The sequence below is a fragment of the Rhizobium nepotum 39/7 genome (genome assembly GCF_000949865.1).
In the GTDB taxonomy this organism is placed as follows: Bacteria; Pseudomonadota; Alphaproteobacteria; order Rhizobiales; family Rhizobiaceae; genus Agrobacterium; species Agrobacterium nepotum.
In genome coordinates, this window is sequence record NZ_JWJH01000008.1 from 141,513 (window position 1) to 160,132 (window position 18,620).

The window sequence follows — 18,620 nt, forward strand, 5'->3', positions numbered from 1 at the left end:
ATAGAGACAATGGAAAAACCATGACATTGATACAGAGCTACACCGCCGCCGCCATCCAGTTCGAACCGACCATGTTTGAAAAGGCACGCAATATCGGTCGGCTGGCAGCCCTTTGCGAGGAAGCGGCGGCGGCAGGTGCGCGCCTGATCGTCACGCCTGAAATGGGCACGACCGGCTATTGCTGGTTTGACAGAGCGGAAGTGAAACCTTTCGTCGAGACTATCCCCGGACCAACCACCGATGTCTTCCAGGCCATTGCCAGCAGACACCACTGCTACATTGTCGTCGGCATGCCGGAAGTCGACCCGGCGAGCGATCTCTATTATAATACCGCCGTCCTGATTGGCCCTGAGGGCGTCGTCGGCAGGCACCGCAAGTCGCATCCCTATATCGCCGAACCGAAATGGGCCGCCAACGGCGATATCGTCCACGACGTGTTCGAAACGGAGATCGGCCGGATATCGATGCTGGTCTGCATGGATCTGCACTTCTTCGAGACAGCACGGCTGGAGGCTCTGGCCGGTGCCGACATCATCTGCCACATTTCCAACTGGCTACAGGAGCGCACGCCAGCACCCTACTGGATCAACCGCGCCTTCGAAAATGCGTGCTATGTCATCGAAAGCAATCGGTGGGGATTGGAGAGAACCGTGCAGTTTTCCGGGGGAAGCTGCCTGATCGAGCCCGACGGAACGATCGCCGCGTCAATCGATACAGGCGACGGAATTGCCTATGGCACGGTCGATCTTGCACGCGCCCGCCGCCGCGAGGTCTTGTGCGAGCCGGTGTTCAAGTCCCGCCGACCAGAGCTCTACATGAACATGATGACCAACAGTTTCACCTGGAATCCGGGCGACTACTTCCGCCTCTATGGCTATCAGCCCATCCCAGGCGGACGCGCATCGCGTGCCGCCGTTGCCCAGTTCGCCCCGTCCTCTGTCATCTCCGACAACATTGCCCGCATTACCAAGCTGGCAACCGAGGCGAAGGAGACATCAGCGCCGGACATTCTGGTTTTTCCGGAACTGTCGCTGACCGGACTGGACGCGCCGCAAAGCCGGGCGGAGCCGCTCTCTGGCCCGACGGTATCGGCCTTCGTTCGTCTGGCAATGAAGCTCGGCTTCCATCTTGTCGCCGGATTTGCCGAGGCGGATGGAGACAAGGTCTATAACAGCGCGATCCTTGCAGGCCCCGAGGGACTTGTGGGCAGCTACCGCAAGACACATCTTGGGATTGCCGATAGCTGGGCGACGGCTGGCGACGAATGGAAAGTCTACGATCTTGCCATTGGCCGCGTCGGCCTGGCGATTGGCCACGACGCGCTCTATCCGGAAGCCATCCGTTCGCTCTCGTTGATGGGATGCGATCTGGTCGCCTGCCCCTCCGCGATCGCCGGTATGTTCACCGGCGGTCACGCCGGCACGAAAATCCCGCACAACTATCCGATCCCGAAAGGCGCAGACCCCTATCACTGGCATGCGTTGCGCGTGCGCGGCGGCGAAAACAACGTCTATTTCGCCTTCGCCAATGTGCTGGATGCGGCGCGGGGATACCTCGGCAAGAGTGCGGTGTTCGGACCGGATTCCTTTGCCTTTCCGCGCCAGGAATCGGCGATCCTGGACGAAGACGGGATTGCTGCGGCAACCGTCGACACCACCAATCTCGATACGCCCTATCCGACAAATATTGTTCGGAGAAAGGACCTTGTCGTCATGCGCCAACCGCATCACTATCAGCCGCTGGTCAAGTGGCATCAATGAGAGACTAGCACGATGTATGCATTCACATTTGCAACCGCCCCGCAGATAATTGCCGGACCGGGCTGCATCGCAAGGCTTTCGGAACTGAAGACCCGGCTCGGGTCGCGTATTCTGGTGATTTCGGACGAAGGGGTCGTCAAGGCGGGGCTGGTGCAGCCGGCCATCACCAGCCTTTCGGGAGGCGGCGCCGAAATATCTATCTTCACCGGCGTCGTCGCCGATCCGCCGGAAGCAATCGTTCATGCGGCTGTGGCGCAGGCGGTCGGTTTTGGAGCCACGGGTGTACTTGGTATTGGGGGCGGCTCATCGCTCGATGTCGCGAAGCTGGTGGCGCTTCTGGCCAAAAGCGGCGAAGCGCTTGGCAATATTTACGGGGTTGGCAATGTGACCGGACAGCGTCTGCCGCTGGTGCTTGTGCCCACTACGGCAGGCACCGGATCAGAAGTCACACCGATTTCCATCGTGACCACAGGCGCACATCAGAAAAAGGGCGTCGTATCGCCGATCCTGCTACCGGACGCGGCCCTTCTCGACGCAAACCTGACAATCGGTCTTCCTCCGGCCGTGACGGCTGCAACGGGGATTGACGCCATGGTGCACGCCATCGAGGCTTTCACCTCCGCAAGTGCAAACAACAATCCGGTTTCGCGTACCCTTGCCAAGGAGGCTCTTCGGCTTCTCGGGGCGAATATCGAGATCGCCGTCAAGACCGGAACCGATCTGGCCGCCAGGCAAGCGATGTTGCTAGGCGCGATGCTCGCCGGCCAGGCCTTTGCCAATTCGCCGGTCGCCGCCGTCCATGCGCTCGCCTATCCGATCGGTGGCCATTATCATGTCCCGCACGGCCTTTCCAACAGTCTTGTCCTACCGCATGTCCTGCGCTTCAATGCGAGCGAATGTGGCGATGCTTATGCCGAACTGGCACCTTGCATCTTTCCTCACCTTGAGCCTGCCGGTCAGGCCGAGCGGCTTTCCGGTTTTATCGAAGGGTTAGCGATGCTCCCTATGCGCCTGAACCTGCCCGTGCGTCTACGGGATGTCGGAATTCCCAGGGAAGGGCTTCCTCTGCTGGCGCAAAGCGCGATGGAACAGACCCGCCTGCTCGTCAACAATCCGCGCCCGGTGTCCCTGTCGGATGCTGCCGGTATCTACGAAGCCGCTTGGTAGACAGGTGCTAGATGCTAGGTTTGCGTCTGACGTGACAATCACCTCAACCTGAAGCTAACTGTGCCGCCACAACCCTCGCGTCTTCCCTGGCGCAGGCTACAGCCGAAGAAAGAGGCAGCGCCAGAATGCGAATTTTCTTCGGAACAATCCGTAGATGTTGAAGTTACCCTTCGTCAGGAGGAGGACCATCTATGACCATCAAAGCCACTCTCGTGGGGGCAGCCGCTGCCCTGTCCATGCTTTTTTCAACCGTCGCACTGGCACAGACCGACTTGACGATGTGGTATCACGGTGCGGGCAACGTGGAAGAACGCAAAATTCTGGCCGGCATCATCGACGACTTCAATTCGTCTCAGTCAGACTGGCGGGTCTCGCTTCAGGAATTCCCGCAAAATGCATATAACGAATCCGTCACCGCCGCTGCGCTTTCCAACAAGCTGCCCGACATTCTCGATGTCGACGGGCCGAACATGCCGAACTGGGCATGGTCCGGTTATCTGCAACCACTGAAGATCGATGAGGCAAAGCTTGCGAATTTCCTGCCCGGTGCGGTGGGCAGGTGGGGAGACAAGCTCTATTCGGTCGGCCTGTGGGACGCCGCCGTAGCAGTGTTCGCCCGCAAATCTGTTCTCGATGAAAACGGTATTCGCATTCCAACGCTTGACCAGCCGTGGACCGGTGAGGAGTTCAATGCAGCTCTCGAGAAACTCGCTGCCAGCGGCAAATTCGAATATGCGATCGACCTTGGCATGGCCGATAAAACCGAATGGTACAGCTATGCTTTCAGCCCGTTTCTGGAAAGCTTCGGCGGCAGCTTGATCGACAAGGAAGGTTATCAAACCGCCGAGAACTTTCTCAACGGAGACAATGCCGTCAAGTTCGGCGAATGGTGGCAATCCTTGTTCGAGAAAAAGCTTGCGCCCGGAACATCGCAATCACCTGCCGACCATGAAACCGGCTTTCTGGAAGGTCGCCATGCCTTGCAATGGATGGGCAACTGGGTTGCGGTGAAGGCTCTGGAGAAATACGGAGACGATCTGCTGTTCCTGCCTGCGCCTGATTTCGGGCAGGGTCCGAAGATCGGTGCCGGATCCTGGCAGTTTGGCGTATCGGCCACCAGCAAGCATCCGGAAGGCGCATCCGCCTTCATCGAATTCGCCATACAGGACAAATATCTCGCGCAGTTCTCGGATGCGATCGGCCTTATCCCGGCCACGTCCTCGGCTGCCCAGATGACGAAGAACTACAAGCAGGGCGGCCCGCTTGAAGTTTTCTTCGAACTGTCCAAGCGCCAGGGAACGTTGCGTCCGGTGACCCCCGCTTACGCCTTCATGTCGCCGGTCTTTTCCAAGGCTGTTTCCGATATTGCCAACGGCGCGGACGTTGCCGATACACTGGACAACGCAACGGACGAGATAAACAACAACATAGAGCGCAATTCCGGCTACCAACCCAAATAGGGGTACGGATCGATGACGCTCTTTTCTTCGCGGGGAAAGCTGACCCGGAACAGTCTCACGGGTTGGTTCATGGCTGCGCCGGCGATGGTGCTGATCGGGCTGTTCCTGATCACACCCTTTTTGCTGGGGCTCGGTTTTTCCTTCACCAACCAGCGGCTGACATCTCCCAATCCGACCGAGTTTGTCGGCATTGAAAACTATACCCGGCTGCTGGGTGTCGGAGTGCTGACGCTCGAGCCGGAGAAGGAGGCGGATGGGAGCATCAAGCGCGATGCGGATGGCGCCATCTCCTATCCGAGAATTCGCAGTTTCACGCGTAACAACCCCGACTATCCACACCTGGAAGGAATGCGGGAATATAAGAGCTTCACCTGGGGCGAGAACCAGGTCGTCATTCTAGCGAGCGACGTCGTATTTTTAACGGCGCTCGTCAACACGCTTTCCTTCGTGGTCGTCGTTGCGCCGGTTCAGGCTGCGCTGGCGCTGTTTCTTGCCCTGTTGGTGAACCAGAAGGTCCCCGGCGTCACGATTTTCCGCGCGATCTATTTCATGCCGGTGGTGCTATCGGTGGTGGTGGTGGCGCTTCTGTGGCGGTTTATCTATGCGGCGGATAACGGGCTGCTCAACAGCCTTTTGAGTTACATGAGCTTCGGGCTGTTCCAGCCCATCGACTGGTTGGGCAGAACCGATACCGCTCTATGGGCCATCCTGGTGATGTCGGTTTGGCAGGGCGTCGGTTTCCACATGGTCATATGGCTTTCCGGCCTGCAAACCATCTCCCCTGATCTTTACGAGGCAGCTGACGTCGAAGGAGCGAACCGCTGGCAGAAATTCAGCATGATAACCTGGCCGCTGCTGCGCAACACCGCGGTGCTCATTATCATTGTCATTACCATGCAGGCTTTTGCGCTTTTTGCGCAGATCGATGTGATGACCAAAGGCGGGCCGCGCGATTCTACCCAGAGCATCGTCTATCAGGCAGTTGAGCGCGGATACCGCCAGCAGGACATTGCCGCAGGTTCCGCAATCTCTGTCGTGCTGTTCCTGCTTGTTCTATGCATTTCGCTGATACAGCGATACCTGACAAGGGAGAAGCAATGATGCAGGCCGGACAACGCAGGAGCCTCGCTTTTCTCATCGGCAACTACGTCCTCATGGTCGCCTTCGCGGCGATCTTCATTTTGCCGCTGTTGTTCATGGGGTTCTCGTCGCTAAAACCGAACGACCAGTTGTTGAGTGATGCCGCGTCGATACGCGCGTTCCTGCCGGTGGGAAATCTCTCACTCGAAAACTACGCCGCGGCTTTCGCCCGGGCGCCGATTGCAACGTTCATATTCAATTCGGTTCTGGTAACGGGCGTTACCGTGTTTCTCGCCTTGCTGCTGGGTTCGCTTGCCGCCTTCGCCTTCACCTTTTTGAACTGGCGCGGAAAGGATGTTCTCTTCTCGATCATCCTCGCCACGCTCATCATTCCCTTTGAAACCATTGCCGTGCCGCTACTGCTGGAAGTCAACAATCTGCCATGGATCGGCAGCGACGGGTTTACCTGGGGATGGCTGAATTCCTGGCATGTGCAGATCATTCCATGGATCGCAGACGGGCTGACGATTTTCCTCTTCGTGCAATATTTCAAGGATCTGCCGAAGGAATTGCTGGAGGCGGCGCGCATCGACGGGGCCAGCTGGCTGCTGATTTACGCGCAGGTGGTGATGCCGCTCAGCGGCCCGGTCATCGCAACCGCCGCGATCTTGAAATTTCTCGTCATGTACAGCCAGCAGTATCTATGGCCGCTTCTCGTCACCCAATCCGAGACATACAGGCCTGTGATGGTAGGGTTGCAGTACTTCTTCCAGCTCAACACGCCCTGGGGTGAAGTCATGGCTTATCTCACCATCATCACGCTGCCGATGCTGATCTTTTATCTCTGCCTGCAGAGGCTGTTCATCTCCAGTATCGCGGCGAGCGGGATAAAGGGATAACGCCTCGCCCTGCACAGGGTGAGAGCCGAATCGGGAACGGGTTGCGAGCTGTGTTTTCGATTTCTGATCGTGGTGGCAGAGTGGAAACAGTAGATTTGTTTCCAATGATCTTTGATTTGAACCGTTTTGGTTTGAGTTTTCCGGTACCTCCGCCGAGATCGACCCGGATGCCGAACGCCAAAAGGGCTCCGAGTTTCCCCCGGAACCCTTTGTCAATCGTTGTATATTTGGTTGCGGGGGGCCTGCGCACAGAGACTTGTGAAATTCGCTGCCCCGAACGGACTGAATGGTCGGCCTCAACGTTCCCGAAACACCCTACGCGTTTCGCTGCACCACGCCAAAATCAGATATCAACGACAAGCCCCTTTGCCTTCAGGACAGGCTCCAAATTACTGACTTCGATAACGGATTTGCCCTGCTTGTAAGCTTCGATGAAGCCCGCTTCGGCATCTTCGCGAATTTGCGAGAGACGGGCCGATTCCTGAGCTTCTGCACGACGCACAACCACCAAACCGTCTGCATCACCAACAATGATGTCGCCGGGATTGACGATCTCATCGCCGATGATGATCGTATCGTTTACTGCGGCAATCGTTTCCTTGACGGTACCCTTGATGCAGACGCTGAACGAGAACACAGGGAAGCCGAGGTCTCTAAGCTGCAAGGTGTCGCGCACACCGGTATCCGTCACCAGACCACCGATCCCCTTTGCAAGGCAAGCATTTGCCAGCACGTCCCCAAAGGAACCCGCCTCTTCGTATTCACCAGCCGAAACCACGATGATGTCGCCGGGCTTGGCGTAATTAATGGCCAGCTGCAACATGATATTGTCACGCGGCGCGCATTTGACGGTAAAGGCGGGACCACACAGTTTCATGCGGTAGTCGACAGGCTTGATGCGGGAGGAAAGTGCGCCCCTTCGACCCTGTGCCTCGTGGATGGTTGCCGGCGAAAACTTCGAAAGAGCTTCGATGTCTGCCTTGCTTGGCCGTTCTGCTATATCTTTGATGTGGATCATAAAACCTCCCACGGTAAGGCTGGCGGCGGGAACGTCCCGCCACTCGCATTGAGTTTAATTGTTATATTTCAATCGCTTCCGTGGCTTGAAGCCCGGCGGAATCAGGGGATCGGGTCGAATTTCAGCTCGGAAAGCGGGACCACCTTGTCCGTACGGGTCATTTTGTATTCGGTATTCGGGCCAAGCCACTTGTCCCAGATTTTGTTTATCTCGCCGGAGGCGTCGAGTGTGCGCAGCACTTCATTGATCTTCGCTGTCAGGGCAGGATTGTCCTTTGCCATGCCGATACCGATCGGCTGATAGAGCATAGGCTCCTCGATCATGCGCATCGGTTTGCCCTTGGTCTTAGATTCATTGACGAACTTGGTGGTGGTCATGGTGTTGGCCACCATACCCCGCGCCTTGCCCTGCTGAACGGCAAGATAGGCAGACGCAGTATCCTGGAAGGTCAGCGGCTCGGACTTGTTGAGCTTGATAGACATTTCAGAGGTCGAGCCCTTGGTGGAGGCGACACGCTGGCCTTCGTAATCCGACTTCTTCTTGCCGGCATCATCAACCGGCACGATCAGCATTTCCTTGGCGAGATAGTAGGGATCGCTGAACTGAATCTGCTCGGCGCGGCTTTGTGTGTAGGCGAGATTGGCGACGGTGATATCGACGCGGCCAAGCTTGACTTCCGGCACACGGGCTTCCACCGACACCGGTTTGACTTCGGCCTTCACGCCCAGTTCCTTGGCAATCGCATTGCAAAGATCAACGTCAAAGCCGGCCATTTCACGGGTCTTCGTATCGGGTGCCGCAAATGGCACCACATCAGCGAAGGTTGCGCAGCGTAGCACCTTGTTCGCCATGATCGTATCGAGTTGATCAGCCGCCGCTGGTGAAGCGAGAGCGGTTCCGGCCAGTGCAACGGCAAGTGTCAAGCATTTCCAGTTCATTGTTGGTTCTCCTCTTATGATTTGATTGGTATCAGTGGCGCAGATCGGAAAGGAACCGCTGCGCGCGCGGATGGCGTGGTGCTGTGAAAAACTCTTCCGGCGTCGCTTTTTCAAGAATTTCACCGGCATCGATGAACCAGATGCGGTCGGCAACTTCACGGGCAAAGCCCATTTCGTGGGTCACGCAAAGCATGGTCATACCCTCCGCGGCGAGCCCCTTCATAACGGCCAGCACTTCGCCAACCATTTCCGGGTCGAGAGCGCTTGTCGGTTCATCGAACAACATAACGGGCGGTTCCATGGCCAGTGCACGCGCAATCGCCACGCGTTGTTGCTGACCGCCGGACAATTGCCCCGGATAGGCGCCGGCCTTGTCGGAGAGGCCTACCCGATCCAGAAGCTTCAAAGCCTTCTGTCGAGCAACATCAGGCGCGACGCCTTTTACCCGGATCGGTGAAATCGTAACATTTTCGACAACGGACAGGTGCGGGAAGAGATTGAAATTCTGGAACACAAAACCCACCCTGCTGCGCAGAAGGTTGAGTTCTCTCGTTTTGGTTGCGGCGTGAATATCCTGCCCATCGAGCGTGATGGATCCGCTGTTGATCTCTTCGAGACGATTGACGGTACGGATCAATGTCGATTTACCGGAGCCGGAAGGGCCACAGATGACGATAACCTCGCCCCGCGCAACTTCGGCGTCGACATTCTTCAAAACCTCGTAGTCGCCATAACTCTTGCAGACATTGGAAATACGGATGGTCTGCTGTGTCGATGATGCCGTGATTGTCATGGCTGCTCCGTTATGATTTTCGCCTGCGCCTGCAATGCCTGTTGCGGGGCCTGTTGAGGGCGACTGACCACACCGGCACGGCGTTTGGCGATACGCCGCTCGACGGCATTTGCGAGATACGTCAAGCTCCAGCAAATGGCGTAGTAGACAACCGCGAGGATGAGGAAGACCTGGAAGGGCTGGGTCAGAAGCTGGTTATTGACCTGACTTGCCGCGAAGGTGAGGTCAGGTACGTTGATGACGTAACCGAGCGTCGTATCCTTGATCGTGGCGACAAATGTCGAGATCATGCTCGGGATCATGTTGAAAAGCGCCTGCGGCAAGATGATGAAGCGCATTGCACTGATGTAGCTATGGCCAAGCGCCCTTGCCGCATCCATCTGCCCGGCACCGAGAGCGACAATGCCTGCTCTTACGACTTCGCTGAGAAATGCGCCCTGATAGATGACAAGTGTCGTCAACATGATGACGAAGCTTGGCACATCCGCCCCGGTCCAGAGGGGCACGAGGAAATAACTCCACAGGATGAGCATGAGCAACGGCACGCCGCGCGTGACATAGACCAGCCCCGTTACCGGCCACCGCAGGAACCGCCATTTGGACAGGCGCGCCATTGCCATAAGGATGCTGACCGGAAAGGCCAGTGCGATGGCAAGGGCAGACAGGATGATCGTGTTCGCAAGACCGCCAAGCGGGCCGTTCGGATATTGCCCGATCAACAGCAGCAACCAGTTGTCATGAACGATGGTGATCATATCGCCGATCATGCGCGTGCCCTCCACGCTGGATCGAGGCGCATCGAAAGATAAGCACCGGCACCCATGATCAACAGCGAGAAGAACAGGTACAGAACGGTTCCGACAAGATAGATCTCGAAGGTCTGGAAGCTGAGATTTTCAATTTCCTTGATGGCATGGGTCAATTCGGAAGCCCCGATAATGAGGGCGAGGCTGCTGTTTTTGAACAGGGAAACACTGTGATTGATGAGCGGTGGCAGGGCATTGCGCACGCCTTGCGGCATGATGATGAAGCGCATCGCGGAGAGATAACCGTGCCCCAATGCCTTCGCCGCTTCCATCTGGCCGGGGCTGACGGAGCGCAGGCCTGAACGCAGATCCTCACTGAAATAGGCTGCCTGACAGAGCCCGAGACCGACCACGGCAAAGATTGCTTCGGCATTGTGAGCAATCAGCCAGTCCGTCAAACCTGACGGCAGGAGAGTGAATATCCCGAAATACCACAACATCAATTGCACAAGCGTCGGCACATTGCGGTGGTAGGAAACATAGGCCGCCACGGCGCGATCAGCAAAACGGGACGATGAAAACCGCACGCATAACAGGACCAGCGCAAGCGTCATGGCGAGAGACCAGGACCCGATAAAGATGACGAAAGTCATCTGCAATCCGTGCCACAGCATTGCAATATATTGCGGGTTGCTCAGGATTGCCGACAGGTCGAAACCGCTCACGGCTTTTGTTCCTTCGGTGCGTCAGCCTCCGCCGAAGTCTGCGGTTTGGCCGTCTGAAGTCCGCCCATAACCTGCAATGTCGGGGTGATTTCCATATGCCCGATATTCATGGAAACCGGCGCTGCAATGGCAAAGGCAATCGCCTCGGCAATATCTTCCGCTTTCGGCAACTCGAAACCGTCGATGAAGCGCTCGCGCACGCTCGGGTCGTTGCCATGAACGTGATTGAAGATATCCGTCGCCACCCGGCCGGGGCAAATCTCCGTTACGCGGACCCGTCTGCCAAATGCGTCCAGCCTCAACTGGTTCGACAGCATGGCAACACCAGCTTTAACGGCATGATAGGTCGAGTTGCCGCCGAAATTATAGTTTCCGGCGATGGACGAGATATTGACGACGTGGCCGCGATCACGCTCCACCATGCCCGGAACAATCAGGCGGCAGATGTGGAGAACGGCACGGAGATTCACATCGATCAACAGGTCGATATCCTCCGCATCCGCCTGAAGGAACTTCTTCGGCCTGTCGACGCCGGCATTATTCACGAGAATGTCGAACTGCACCGTTTTTGCGAGATCGGCAATTGCAGCGCGATCCGTAACGTCAATGGCGTGCGGTATACAGCCGGTGCGTTCGGCAAGTTCATTCAGGGCGCCAGCGCTGCGGGCAACCGCATGGACTTCGATGTTTTCGCGGCAAAACCGCTCAACGACAGCGGCACCGATACCGGATGAAGCACCGGTGACCAAAGCGGTCTTGTAATCGGAGAATGGCATTCTGATCCCCTTTTTTTGTTACCTTGAACACTAGCGAAGCTTTCCGTGCTTGCCTAAGACCGATTACTTTTGGAGTAATAAGTAAGTTTTATGGAGACCCGCAAACGGGCGATTAGACACGCGATTCCGGGATATTCTTATCCCGGGCGGGAGAGTTCCGCTCTGGTGCCCAGATTGCAAAACCTGTGCGAGCCTGTAAGCTGCCCCAAGCATGGATATAAGACGTCTCAAATCATTCATCGTCATCGTAGACAGTGGCAGCATCACGCGCGCCGCAGATATTCTGCATCTGGCGCAACCGGCACTCAGCCAGCAACTAGCCGCGCTTGAAGATCATTTCGGCCAGAAATTGCTCATCCGCAGCCAGCAAGGCGTGACGATGACGGATGCGGGGCATGCAGTTTACCGCCACGCACAGATCATATTGCGCCAGATGGAACAGGCGCAGGTCGACGTATCGGCGGCAGGTAACTCACTTGCGGGACGCGTCTCTGTCGGTCTGGTCCCATTCAGCAGCGCTGCAACGCTTTCCGTGGAGCTGTTGGCGGAAACGCGAAAGCGACATCCGGGGATATTGATCCATCTGACGGAAAGTGTCGGACAAACCTATAGCCAGATGATCATGAATGGACGTCTGGAACTGGCATTGATCCACGGCGTCGGACCAATCAAGGGCGTAAAATTCGAGCCCATGCTCAGCGAAGAGTTTTATCTTGTCGCACATCGCGATTTCGCAATCGAAGCGGATTCAAAACCGGTACCGATTGCCGCGCTGGACGGCATGCCCATGCTGATGCCACCCGCGTATAATTTTGTCAGGCGCGCTGTAGACACGGCATTTACCCGCAGCCGGATCAATCTCAAGGTCGTCGCGGAAGTGGAAATCGTCAGGACCCTTGCCCGCGCCGTCGCCAGTGGTCTCGGCGCAACCATCATGCCAAAAGCCATTGCCAACCGGATCGTCTCGGAAACGGGGGAGCCGCTTATTTGCCGGCTACTGTCTCCACGGATCGAAGAAACCCTGTCCCTCTGCATGTCCGACCAGAACTCGCTGTCGGAGCCGGCGTTTGCCGTCAAGGATATCCTCGTGGAGCTGACGGAAAAATTGAAACTCTAGAGTATCCTTCGGCCCGGCAGCCGGGCCAAAGGATCGTGTCAGGATCAACGCATATCCTGGCAGAACTGCGCAATGCGGGCGCAACCCTCGCTCAACATCTCCATACTTGTTGCATAGGAGATCCGGAAGTGCGGGCTCATACCATAGGCGGCGCCTTGTACCGTTGCTACGTGGTGCTCATCCACAAGCGCCATCACGAAATCCACATCGCCTTCGATTTTGCGTCCGCCCTTGGTAGTCTTGCCGATGAGCCCCGACATATTGGGATAGAGGTAAAAAGCGCCTTCCGGCTTATGGCAGCGCAAACCGTCAATCCCGGCGAGCTTGCCCAGAACAAAATCGCGACGCTCACGATAAATAGCGGCGCGTTCTTTAAGAAGATTCTGAGGACCATCGAGTGCCGCAATCGCTGCCGCCTGCGAAACGGTGGCAATGCCGCCACCGTTCTGGCCGTTTACGTTGCTTATTGCCGCGATGAGTTCCTTCGAGCCGCTGGCGCAGTAACCCAGACGCCATCCCGTCATGGCGTAAGCCTTCGACACGCCGTTCATGGTCAGCACGCGGTCATAGAGCTGCGGTTCGACATCGGCAATTGTGCTGAATTCGAAGCCGTCATAGACAAGATGCTCGTAAATATCGTCAGTCAGAATCCAGACATCGGGATGACGCAGCATAACTTCTGCGATTGCTGCCATCTCCGCACGGGAGCAGGCAGCACCTGTGGGGTTGTTGGGGAAGTTGAGAAAGAGCCACTTGGTACGCGGCGTAATCGCAGCTTCCAGGTCCTCGGCACGCAGTTTGAAACCGGTTTGTTCAAAGCACGGCACCGCAACAGGAACACCACCTGCAAATTTCACGATATCCGCATAGCTGACCCATGACGGCGTGGGAATAACGACCTCGTCGCCCGGATTGCAGGTTGCAAGCATCGCGTTGAAGATCACCTGTTTGCCGCCTGCGGAAACGATGATCTGGCTGGCATCATAGGTCAGATTATTGTCCCGCTTGAACTTTCTGGCGATCGCGGCCTTCAGCGCAGGTGTGCCATCCATTGGCGGGTATTTCGTCTGCCCGCCAAGGGCTGCTTCGTGCGCGGCCTCGACAGCGTGAGCGGGCGTCGGAAAGTCCGGTTCACCCGAAGAGAGGCTGACCACCTTGATACCCTGCGCAGCCAGCTCTCTGGCGCGCTGAGTCATGGCGGCGGAAGCGGAAATGGAAACGTTTTTCAGGCGGTCTGATGTAGAGGGCATCTGCATGATCTTTCGGTAAGATTTGGAGAACGGGCCAACCAAAGGCCCATTAAGACGCGAGTTCTGCGGCAGGTGCTAGCGTTGCGCCGGAGACGCTGATTTCACTACGCACGATACGCGCCAGCTCCAGTGAACCGGGCGTATCGCTGTGGACGAGGATGGAGCGCGCCGGCATGGCAATCACCGTGCCATCGATGGCTTCGACCGTGCCATCAGTCAGGAACCGGCGGACGCGCGCGCGCACCGATGGCTCGTCCTTGACCAGAGCGCCGGGAAGACCCCGCGCGACAAGGCTTCCCTTGGCGTCATAGGCGCGGTCGGCCAAAAACAATGCCAGCGTCTTCAACCCAACGCGTTTTGCCGCTTTTTCGATTTCGCTCTCCGGCGTTACGAACACCACAAGCTTTGAATCAACGGCAGAAATGGCATTCATCATCAGGTCGGCAAGCGCCGGGTCGCGATTGACCATATTGCCCATGGCCGCATGAAAACTGAAGTGCCCGACCTCGACGCCTTCGCTTTTGGCAATCGCGATCAAGGCTCCGAGCTGGTAGAGCATCTGCTGTCTCAACTCATCCGGTTGAAACGGCATTTCGCGGCGGCCGAAGCCTGCCCTATCAGGCAATCCCGGATGCGCGCCGATGCCGACGCCATTTTCCTTCGCGAGGCGAACCATTCGGGCCATGATATCTGGCTCGCCGCCATGAAAACCGCAGGCAATGTTGGCCGACGATACGAGCTTCATCATCGCTTCGTCGTCACAGAGCCGGTAAGGGCCGAAGCCTTCGCCCATGTCGGAGTTCAGATCGATCTTCATCGTTTCCTCCCTTTGCTCCCTGGTTTTCCGTCAAACCATCGCATTCAGCGCCCGTTTGACCATCTGTGAGGTCTGCCGGACATCATCGACGTATTTTGCAACTGCCCGCTCGGCCAAACGTGCTTCCTCATGATTGGACCTCACGAATTTGATCTTCCCGCCCGCGCGTGCCTGTCCTAACCGCCACAGGTCAGCCTCGATCACACCCGCAATCTTGGGGTAACCGCCCGCCGTATTTGCATCGCTCATCTGGATAATCGGCTCGCCACCTGGCGGCATCTGCACAACGCCCGGCACCACACCGTGGGAGCGCATTTCGACGGTTTCGGTCGGCTTGACGGGATCACCCGACAGCCGATAGCCGGTCCGATCGCTGCGGGAAGATATCCGCCAGATCTGGCTCCAGAACGCCTCACCGTCATTGGCAAACAGCTCGTGTTCGCCGGCCGGAATGGCGCGCACTGGCAATACGCCGTCAACCACGGGCGGGAAGATATCTCCCAAAGCCACCGAAGGTTCGACCACTCCAACCCCGTTTAAAGGCAGTGGCAACAGATCGGCAGAAGTTCCGATTTCCAGTCTGTCGCCTTTTGCAAGCGGTCGTCCACTGTAACCGCCGAAACTACCGCGCAGTGCCGTGCTCCGGGATCCCATCAAGACCGGAACATCCACCCCGCCCGCAACAGCAATATAGGCGCGGGCGAGTTTCGGCGGCTGCCTCAGCTCCAGTATCTGGCCTTCCTTGCCGACATGAGTGCACCAGGAAAGCAATTCTTTCCCGTCCACCAAAGGACGCCCATCCGCCCCGGTTACGGCAAATATTGCTGCCCCTGTAAAACACAGTGTGAATGGAAAAGTCTGAATCTCGATGACGGCAGCATCTGCCGCATTGCCGGTCAGAATATTGCCGATTTTGACCGAAAGAGGGTCCATGGCACCGCCAGCGGAAACTCCGATATCGCGGTAACCGGGGCGACCGAGGTCTTGGACAGTGTTGAACGGGCCGGTTTCGATGATCTCGATCATAGTTCGATGCCTGTCGGTATGAAGCGAACCGTATCTCCGGGTGCCAAAAGTGCTGGCGTAGAAGAGGCAGGATCGAACATCTGCAAATCCGCGTAACCGATGGAATTCCACCCATTCGGTCCAGTCAACATCGCCACACCCGTCTGCATTCCACCGATCGTCACGCAACCTTTCTCCATCTTGATCGATGGCACGGTTTTTCGCGGCATGTAGATACGCGCATCAAGGCCATACAGGTAGCCAAAGCCCGGTGCACTCCCAAGCGCAAAGACGCGGTAGGTCGCCTCATGGTGAATCCGCACGATTTCTCGGTCGCTAAGCCCTGAAAAATCGCAGAGGGCAGGAAGGTCGCCAGCGTATTCGCCACCGTAATGTACCGGTATTTCAACTGTCTTCCCGACGATATCCAGACTGACGGCTTTATCCCAGGCGTCGTGCAACTGGGAAACGACGAACTCCGGGTCTTCAGGCGTTTCCTTGAAAATCGCCAGAAGGTTCGTCATGCCGGGAATGACTTCGGCGACACCTGCCCAACCTTTTACCGCTTGCGAAAGCGCCCAAATCCAGCGCTGTGCAGGCAGATTGAACTCGCCGGATGCTTCGAGCAAAAACGACCGGGAGCCTATGAATGAAACACGCGCCTGCCTTTTGATGGCAGGCTGAATTTCGTGGCGAGGTGAAAGGGTGTTCGATGTAGCAATCATGATTAAAGCTCGATTTCGAACAGCGGATCACCGAAACCAACCAGAGCATCCTGCGCCGCTAGCTGATTGACGAGAGAACCGTTACGACCAGCGACGAGGGGAACGAGAATGTGGTCGATGCGGATAAATCCAATCACGTCATCTGCGGCAACCAAACGCGGAAAACTTTGCGTTTCGGTAGGTAGAGAAGGATGCGAAAAACAGAAATGACCCGCAATCGGCGCTTTCACCACCACTTTCGAAACATCGACCTTTGATGAGCAAACGGTGTCAGCGAAGGAAGTGGCAGATCTTGCCGGGGCAGAAACGATAATGCGTACCTGCCCCTCAGGCGTCGTAATTTCCACGCCGTCCACGCCTGCATCCGTCAGCATGTCGGTCAAGGCAATCAGTGAGACGGGGTCGCTAAAGTCGGGCCTACTCATGCCGCCTTCCGTTCTTTTAGCCATTGTTCAAGATAGTGAATGTCTTTTTCACCCTGCGAGAAAGCTTCGTCCTCAAACAGAGCGCGCAGGAGGGGAAGATTGGTCGAAATACCCTCCACCTGTGTACCCGCAAGCGCTTGGCGCATCCTTACCATGGCTTCAGTGCGGGTCGGCGCATGCACGATCAATTTGGCGATCAGGGAATCATAATAAGATGACACCCGGTAGCCGAGATGGATGTGGGTATCGACGCGAATCCCCTCGCCTTCCGGCAGCACAAGATCGGTCACGACGCCCGCTGACGGCAAAAAATTATCAGGATCCTCGGCATTGATACGGCATTCGAAGGAATGCCCATCGCAGACAACATCGGCCTGATGCAGATCCAGAGGCTTACCCTGCGCCGCCTTGATCTGGGCCTGAACGACGTCAATCCCGCTCGTCATCTCCGTAACGGGATGCTCAACCTGCAAGCGCGTATTCATCTCGATGAAATAGAACTTGTCGTCTTCAAACAGGAATTCGAAAGTCCCCACCCCGCGATAGCGGATCTGCCGGCAAGCCTCGACGCAAGCCATTCCGACCGGCTGGATCACCTCGACCGAAATTCCAGGCGCTGGCGCTTCTTCGACCACTTTTTGATGGCGGCGCTGCATCGAACAGTCGCGGTGACCAAGCCAGACGGCATTGCCGTGGGTGTCGCACAGTACCTGTATCTCGATGTGACGGGGATGCTGGAGAAACTTTTCCATGTAAAGCGCAGCAGAGCCAAAAGCTTGCCTCGCCTCCTCCCTCGTCAAGGCAATCGCTTCGTGAAGCAAGGCAGGTTCCTGTACCACCCGCATGCCACGTCCGCCGCCGCCACCCGCAGCTTTGATGATGACTGGATAGCCGATCTCATTCGCGATACGCTCCACAGTCCCGGCATCCTCGGGAAGCGCTGTATCCGGTCCCGGGACGCATGGCACACCGGCCGCAATCATTGCCCGTTTGGCAGCGATTTTGTCGCCCATCGCGGAGATTGATCTTGCGTCCGGGCCGATGAATACAAGACCGGCGTCTTCGACAGCCTGCGAAAAAGCGGCGTTTTCAGAGAGAAATCCATAACCGGGATGGATCGCACCCGCACCCGTCAAACGGGCAGCGATTAAAATGGCGTTCTGATTGAGGTAGCTCTTGGCGGCATTCGCCGGGCCAACACAAAGGAAGCTATCGGCCGTTTGGCCATATGGAGCCTGCCTGTCCGCCTCCGAGCAGATCGCCACGGTCTTTAAGCCCAACTCGCGGCAAGCGCGCTGAATGCGTGCAGCAATTTCACCCCGGTTGGCAATCAGAACCGTATCGAAGCCAGATGTATCCGACGCAGCCTTGAGACTTTCTGCCATCACACGATCTCCGCCAGCAGATCGTTCACCTCAACCTCTCCGCCATCAACCTCCGTAAGATAGGTGATGCGGCCTGCACGCGGAGCAACGATTTTGTTGAACACTTTCATGGCTTCAATGATGAAGAGGGCCTGCCCCTCCTCGACCACATCTCCAGCCTCAACAAATGAAGGTTGTCCCGGCGCGGAAGCACGGTGCAGAACGCCAAAAATCGGGGCATGAACGGAGGTTGCCGATGTGCTGGTAGGAAGGGTAGAAGTAGGCTCATCAATCAGAGCTTCGCCCCCGGCTTTGACCGAGACATTGCTGGCAGCATCTGTTTTAGGTGCGGTTTTGAATATCCGCACAGTCACGTTTTTCTCCGTCACCGTGAGTTCGGTGACGTTCGTTCGTCCGACAAAATCAATCAGCGTCTTTATCTTCGACAGGTTCATAAACGTACTCGGCATTGTCCAAAGCCATCCGGTAATCCCGCAAGATCGGGATCACTTTCGGCTGACGTAGACCTAGCACGATAGGCTGTTTGATGGGGTC

General features: G+C 56.9%; 19 protein-coding genes. 6 read left to right on the top strand and 13 right to left on the bottom strand.

What is annotated here, in order from left to right; translation table 11 throughout:
* Positions 1 to 20: 20 nt before the first annotated feature.
* The 5 genes from RS75_RS10640 to RS75_RS10660 all read left to right on the top strand — a co-directional run bounded on the left by RS75_RS10640 (position 21) and on the right by RS75_RS10660 (position 6,366).
* Positions 21 to 1,760, top strand: a complete 1,740-nt coding sequence (locus RS75_RS10640) for a nitrilase-related carbon-nitrogen hydrolase (protein WP_045020125.1) — start codon at positions 21 to 23, stop codon at positions 1,758 to 1,760.
* Positions 1,761 to 1,772: 12 nt separating this feature from the next.
* Positions 1,773 to 2,927, top strand: a complete 1,155-nt coding sequence (locus RS75_RS10645) for an iron-containing alcohol dehydrogenase (RefSeq protein ID WP_045020127.1) — start codon at positions 1,773 to 1,775, stop codon at positions 2,925 to 2,927.
* A gap of 191 nt (positions 2,928 to 3,118) precedes the next feature.
* On the top strand, positions 3,119 to 4,387 hold the full coding sequence (locus RS75_RS10650; RefSeq protein WP_045020130.1) for a sugar ABC transporter substrate-binding protein: 1,269 nt from the start codon (positions 3,119 to 3,121) through the stop codon (positions 4,385 to 4,387).
* A gap of 12 nt (positions 4,388 to 4,399) precedes the next feature.
* Entirely contained in the window at positions 4,400 to 5,488 is a 1,089-nt protein-coding gene (locus RS75_RS10655) for a carbohydrate ABC transporter permease (protein WP_045020133.1), read from the top strand.
* Complete coding sequence (locus RS75_RS10660; RefSeq protein ID WP_084686755.1) at positions 5,485 to 6,366, top strand: carbohydrate ABC transporter permease; 882 nt, start codon at positions 5,485 to 5,487, stop codon at positions 6,364 to 6,366. Before RS75_RS10655 ends, RS75_RS10660 begins: the two co-directional genes overlap by 4 nt.
* Positions 6,367 to 6,709: 343 nt before the next feature.
* Here RS75_RS10660 and RS75_RS10665 read toward each other — a convergent pair whose 3' ends face one another.
* From RS75_RS10665 to RS75_RS10690, 6 genes are all read right to left on the bottom strand, one after another.
* Positions 6,710 to 7,384 carry a 4-carboxy-4-hydroxy-2-oxoadipate aldolase/oxaloacetate decarboxylase gene (locus RS75_RS10665; protein ID WP_045020135.1) on the bottom strand — a complete coding sequence of 225 codons (675 nt, stop codon included), beginning with the start codon at positions 7,382 to 7,384 and terminating at the stop codon, positions 6,710 to 6,712.
* A gap of 101 nt (positions 7,385 to 7,485) precedes the next feature.
* Positions 7,486 to 8,322 carry an ABC transporter substrate-binding protein gene (locus RS75_RS10670; protein ID WP_045020137.1) on the bottom strand — a complete coding sequence of 279 codons (837 nt, stop codon included), beginning with the start codon at positions 8,320 to 8,322 and terminating at the stop codon, positions 7,486 to 7,488.
* A gap of 31 nt (positions 8,323 to 8,353) precedes the next feature.
* On the bottom strand, positions 8,354 to 9,115 hold the full coding sequence (locus RS75_RS10675) for an amino acid ABC transporter ATP-binding protein (protein ID WP_045020139.1): 762 nt from the start codon (positions 9,113 to 9,115) through the stop codon (positions 8,354 to 8,356).
* Positions 9,112 to 9,882: an amino acid ABC transporter permease gene (locus RS75_RS10680; RefSeq protein WP_045020141.1), complete on the bottom strand. Its 771-nt coding sequence runs from the start codon at positions 9,880 to 9,882 to the stop codon at positions 9,112 to 9,114. Before RS75_RS10680 ends, RS75_RS10675 begins: the two co-directional genes overlap by 4 nt.
* On the bottom strand, positions 9,879 to 10,586 hold the full coding sequence (locus RS75_RS10685) for an amino acid ABC transporter permease (protein ID WP_045020143.1): 708 nt from the start codon (positions 10,584 to 10,586) through the stop codon (positions 9,879 to 9,881). Before RS75_RS10685 ends, RS75_RS10680 begins: the two co-directional genes overlap by 4 nt.
* Positions 10,583 to 11,362, bottom strand: a complete 780-nt coding sequence (locus tag RS75_RS10690) for an SDR family oxidoreductase (protein WP_045020146.1) — start codon at positions 11,360 to 11,362, stop codon at positions 10,583 to 10,585. The genes RS75_RS10685 and RS75_RS10690 overlap by 4 nt, the downstream gene beginning before the upstream one ends.
* Positions 11,363 to 11,573: 211 nt before the next feature.
* Here RS75_RS10690 and nac point away from each other — a divergent pair, with 211 nt between their 5' ends.
* Positions 11,574 to 12,479, top strand: coding sequence for a nitrogen assimilation transcriptional regulator NAC (gene nac / locus RS75_RS10695; RefSeq protein ID WP_045020147.1), 906 nt, complete (start codon positions 11,574 to 11,576; stop codon positions 12,477 to 12,479).
* A 44-nt stretch (positions 12,480 to 12,523) separates the two neighbouring features.
* On the opposite strand, the gene RS75_RS10700 is transcribed toward nac, so the two are convergent.
* Genes RS75_RS10700 through RS75_RS10730 form a run of 7 tightly spaced genes read right to left on the bottom strand, consistent with a single transcriptional unit; the run spans position 12,524 to position 18,520 of the window.
* Positions 12,524 to 13,729 (bottom strand): pyridoxal phosphate-dependent aminotransferase, encoded by a 1,206-nt coding sequence (locus tag RS75_RS10700; protein ID WP_084686773.1) that lies wholly within the window; start codon positions 13,727 to 13,729, stop codon positions 12,524 to 12,526.
* 49 nt (positions 13,730 to 13,778) lie between these two features.
* Positions 13,779 to 14,546, bottom strand: a complete 768-nt coding sequence (locus RS75_RS10705; protein ID WP_045020152.1) for a 5-oxoprolinase subunit PxpA — start codon at positions 14,544 to 14,546, stop codon at positions 13,779 to 13,781.
* Positions 14,547 to 14,576: 30 nt separating this feature from the next.
* A complete protein-coding gene (locus tag RS75_RS10710) occupies positions 14,577 to 15,572 on the bottom strand; it encodes a 5-oxoprolinase subunit C family protein (protein WP_045020154.1) in 996 nt (331 codons plus the stop codon).
* Positions 15,569 to 16,276, bottom strand: a complete 708-nt coding sequence (gene pxpB / locus RS75_RS10715) for a 5-oxoprolinase subunit PxpB (protein WP_045020156.1) — start codon at positions 16,274 to 16,276, stop codon at positions 15,569 to 15,571. The genes RS75_RS10710 and pxpB overlap by 4 nt, the downstream gene beginning before the upstream one ends.
* A gap of 2 nt (positions 16,277 to 16,278) precedes the next feature.
* On the bottom strand, positions 16,279 to 16,701 hold the full coding sequence (locus tag RS75_RS10720) for a dihydrolipoyllysine-residue succinyltransferase component of 2-oxoglutarate dehydrogenase complex (protein WP_045020158.1): 423 nt from the start codon (positions 16,699 to 16,701) through the stop codon (positions 16,279 to 16,281).
* Positions 16,698 to 18,086: an acetyl-CoA carboxylase biotin carboxylase subunit gene (locus RS75_RS10725; RefSeq protein WP_045020160.1), complete on the bottom strand. Its 1,389-nt coding sequence runs from the start codon at positions 18,084 to 18,086 to the stop codon at positions 16,698 to 16,700. The genes RS75_RS10720 and RS75_RS10725 overlap by 4 nt, the downstream gene beginning before the upstream one ends.
* Positions 18,086 to 18,520, bottom strand: a complete 435-nt coding sequence (locus RS75_RS10730) for an acetyl-CoA carboxylase biotin carboxyl carrier protein (RefSeq protein WP_045020163.1) — start codon at positions 18,518 to 18,520, stop codon at positions 18,086 to 18,088. Before RS75_RS10730 ends, RS75_RS10725 begins: the two co-directional genes overlap by 1 nt.
* Positions 18,521 to 18,620: the final 100 nt, after the last annotated feature.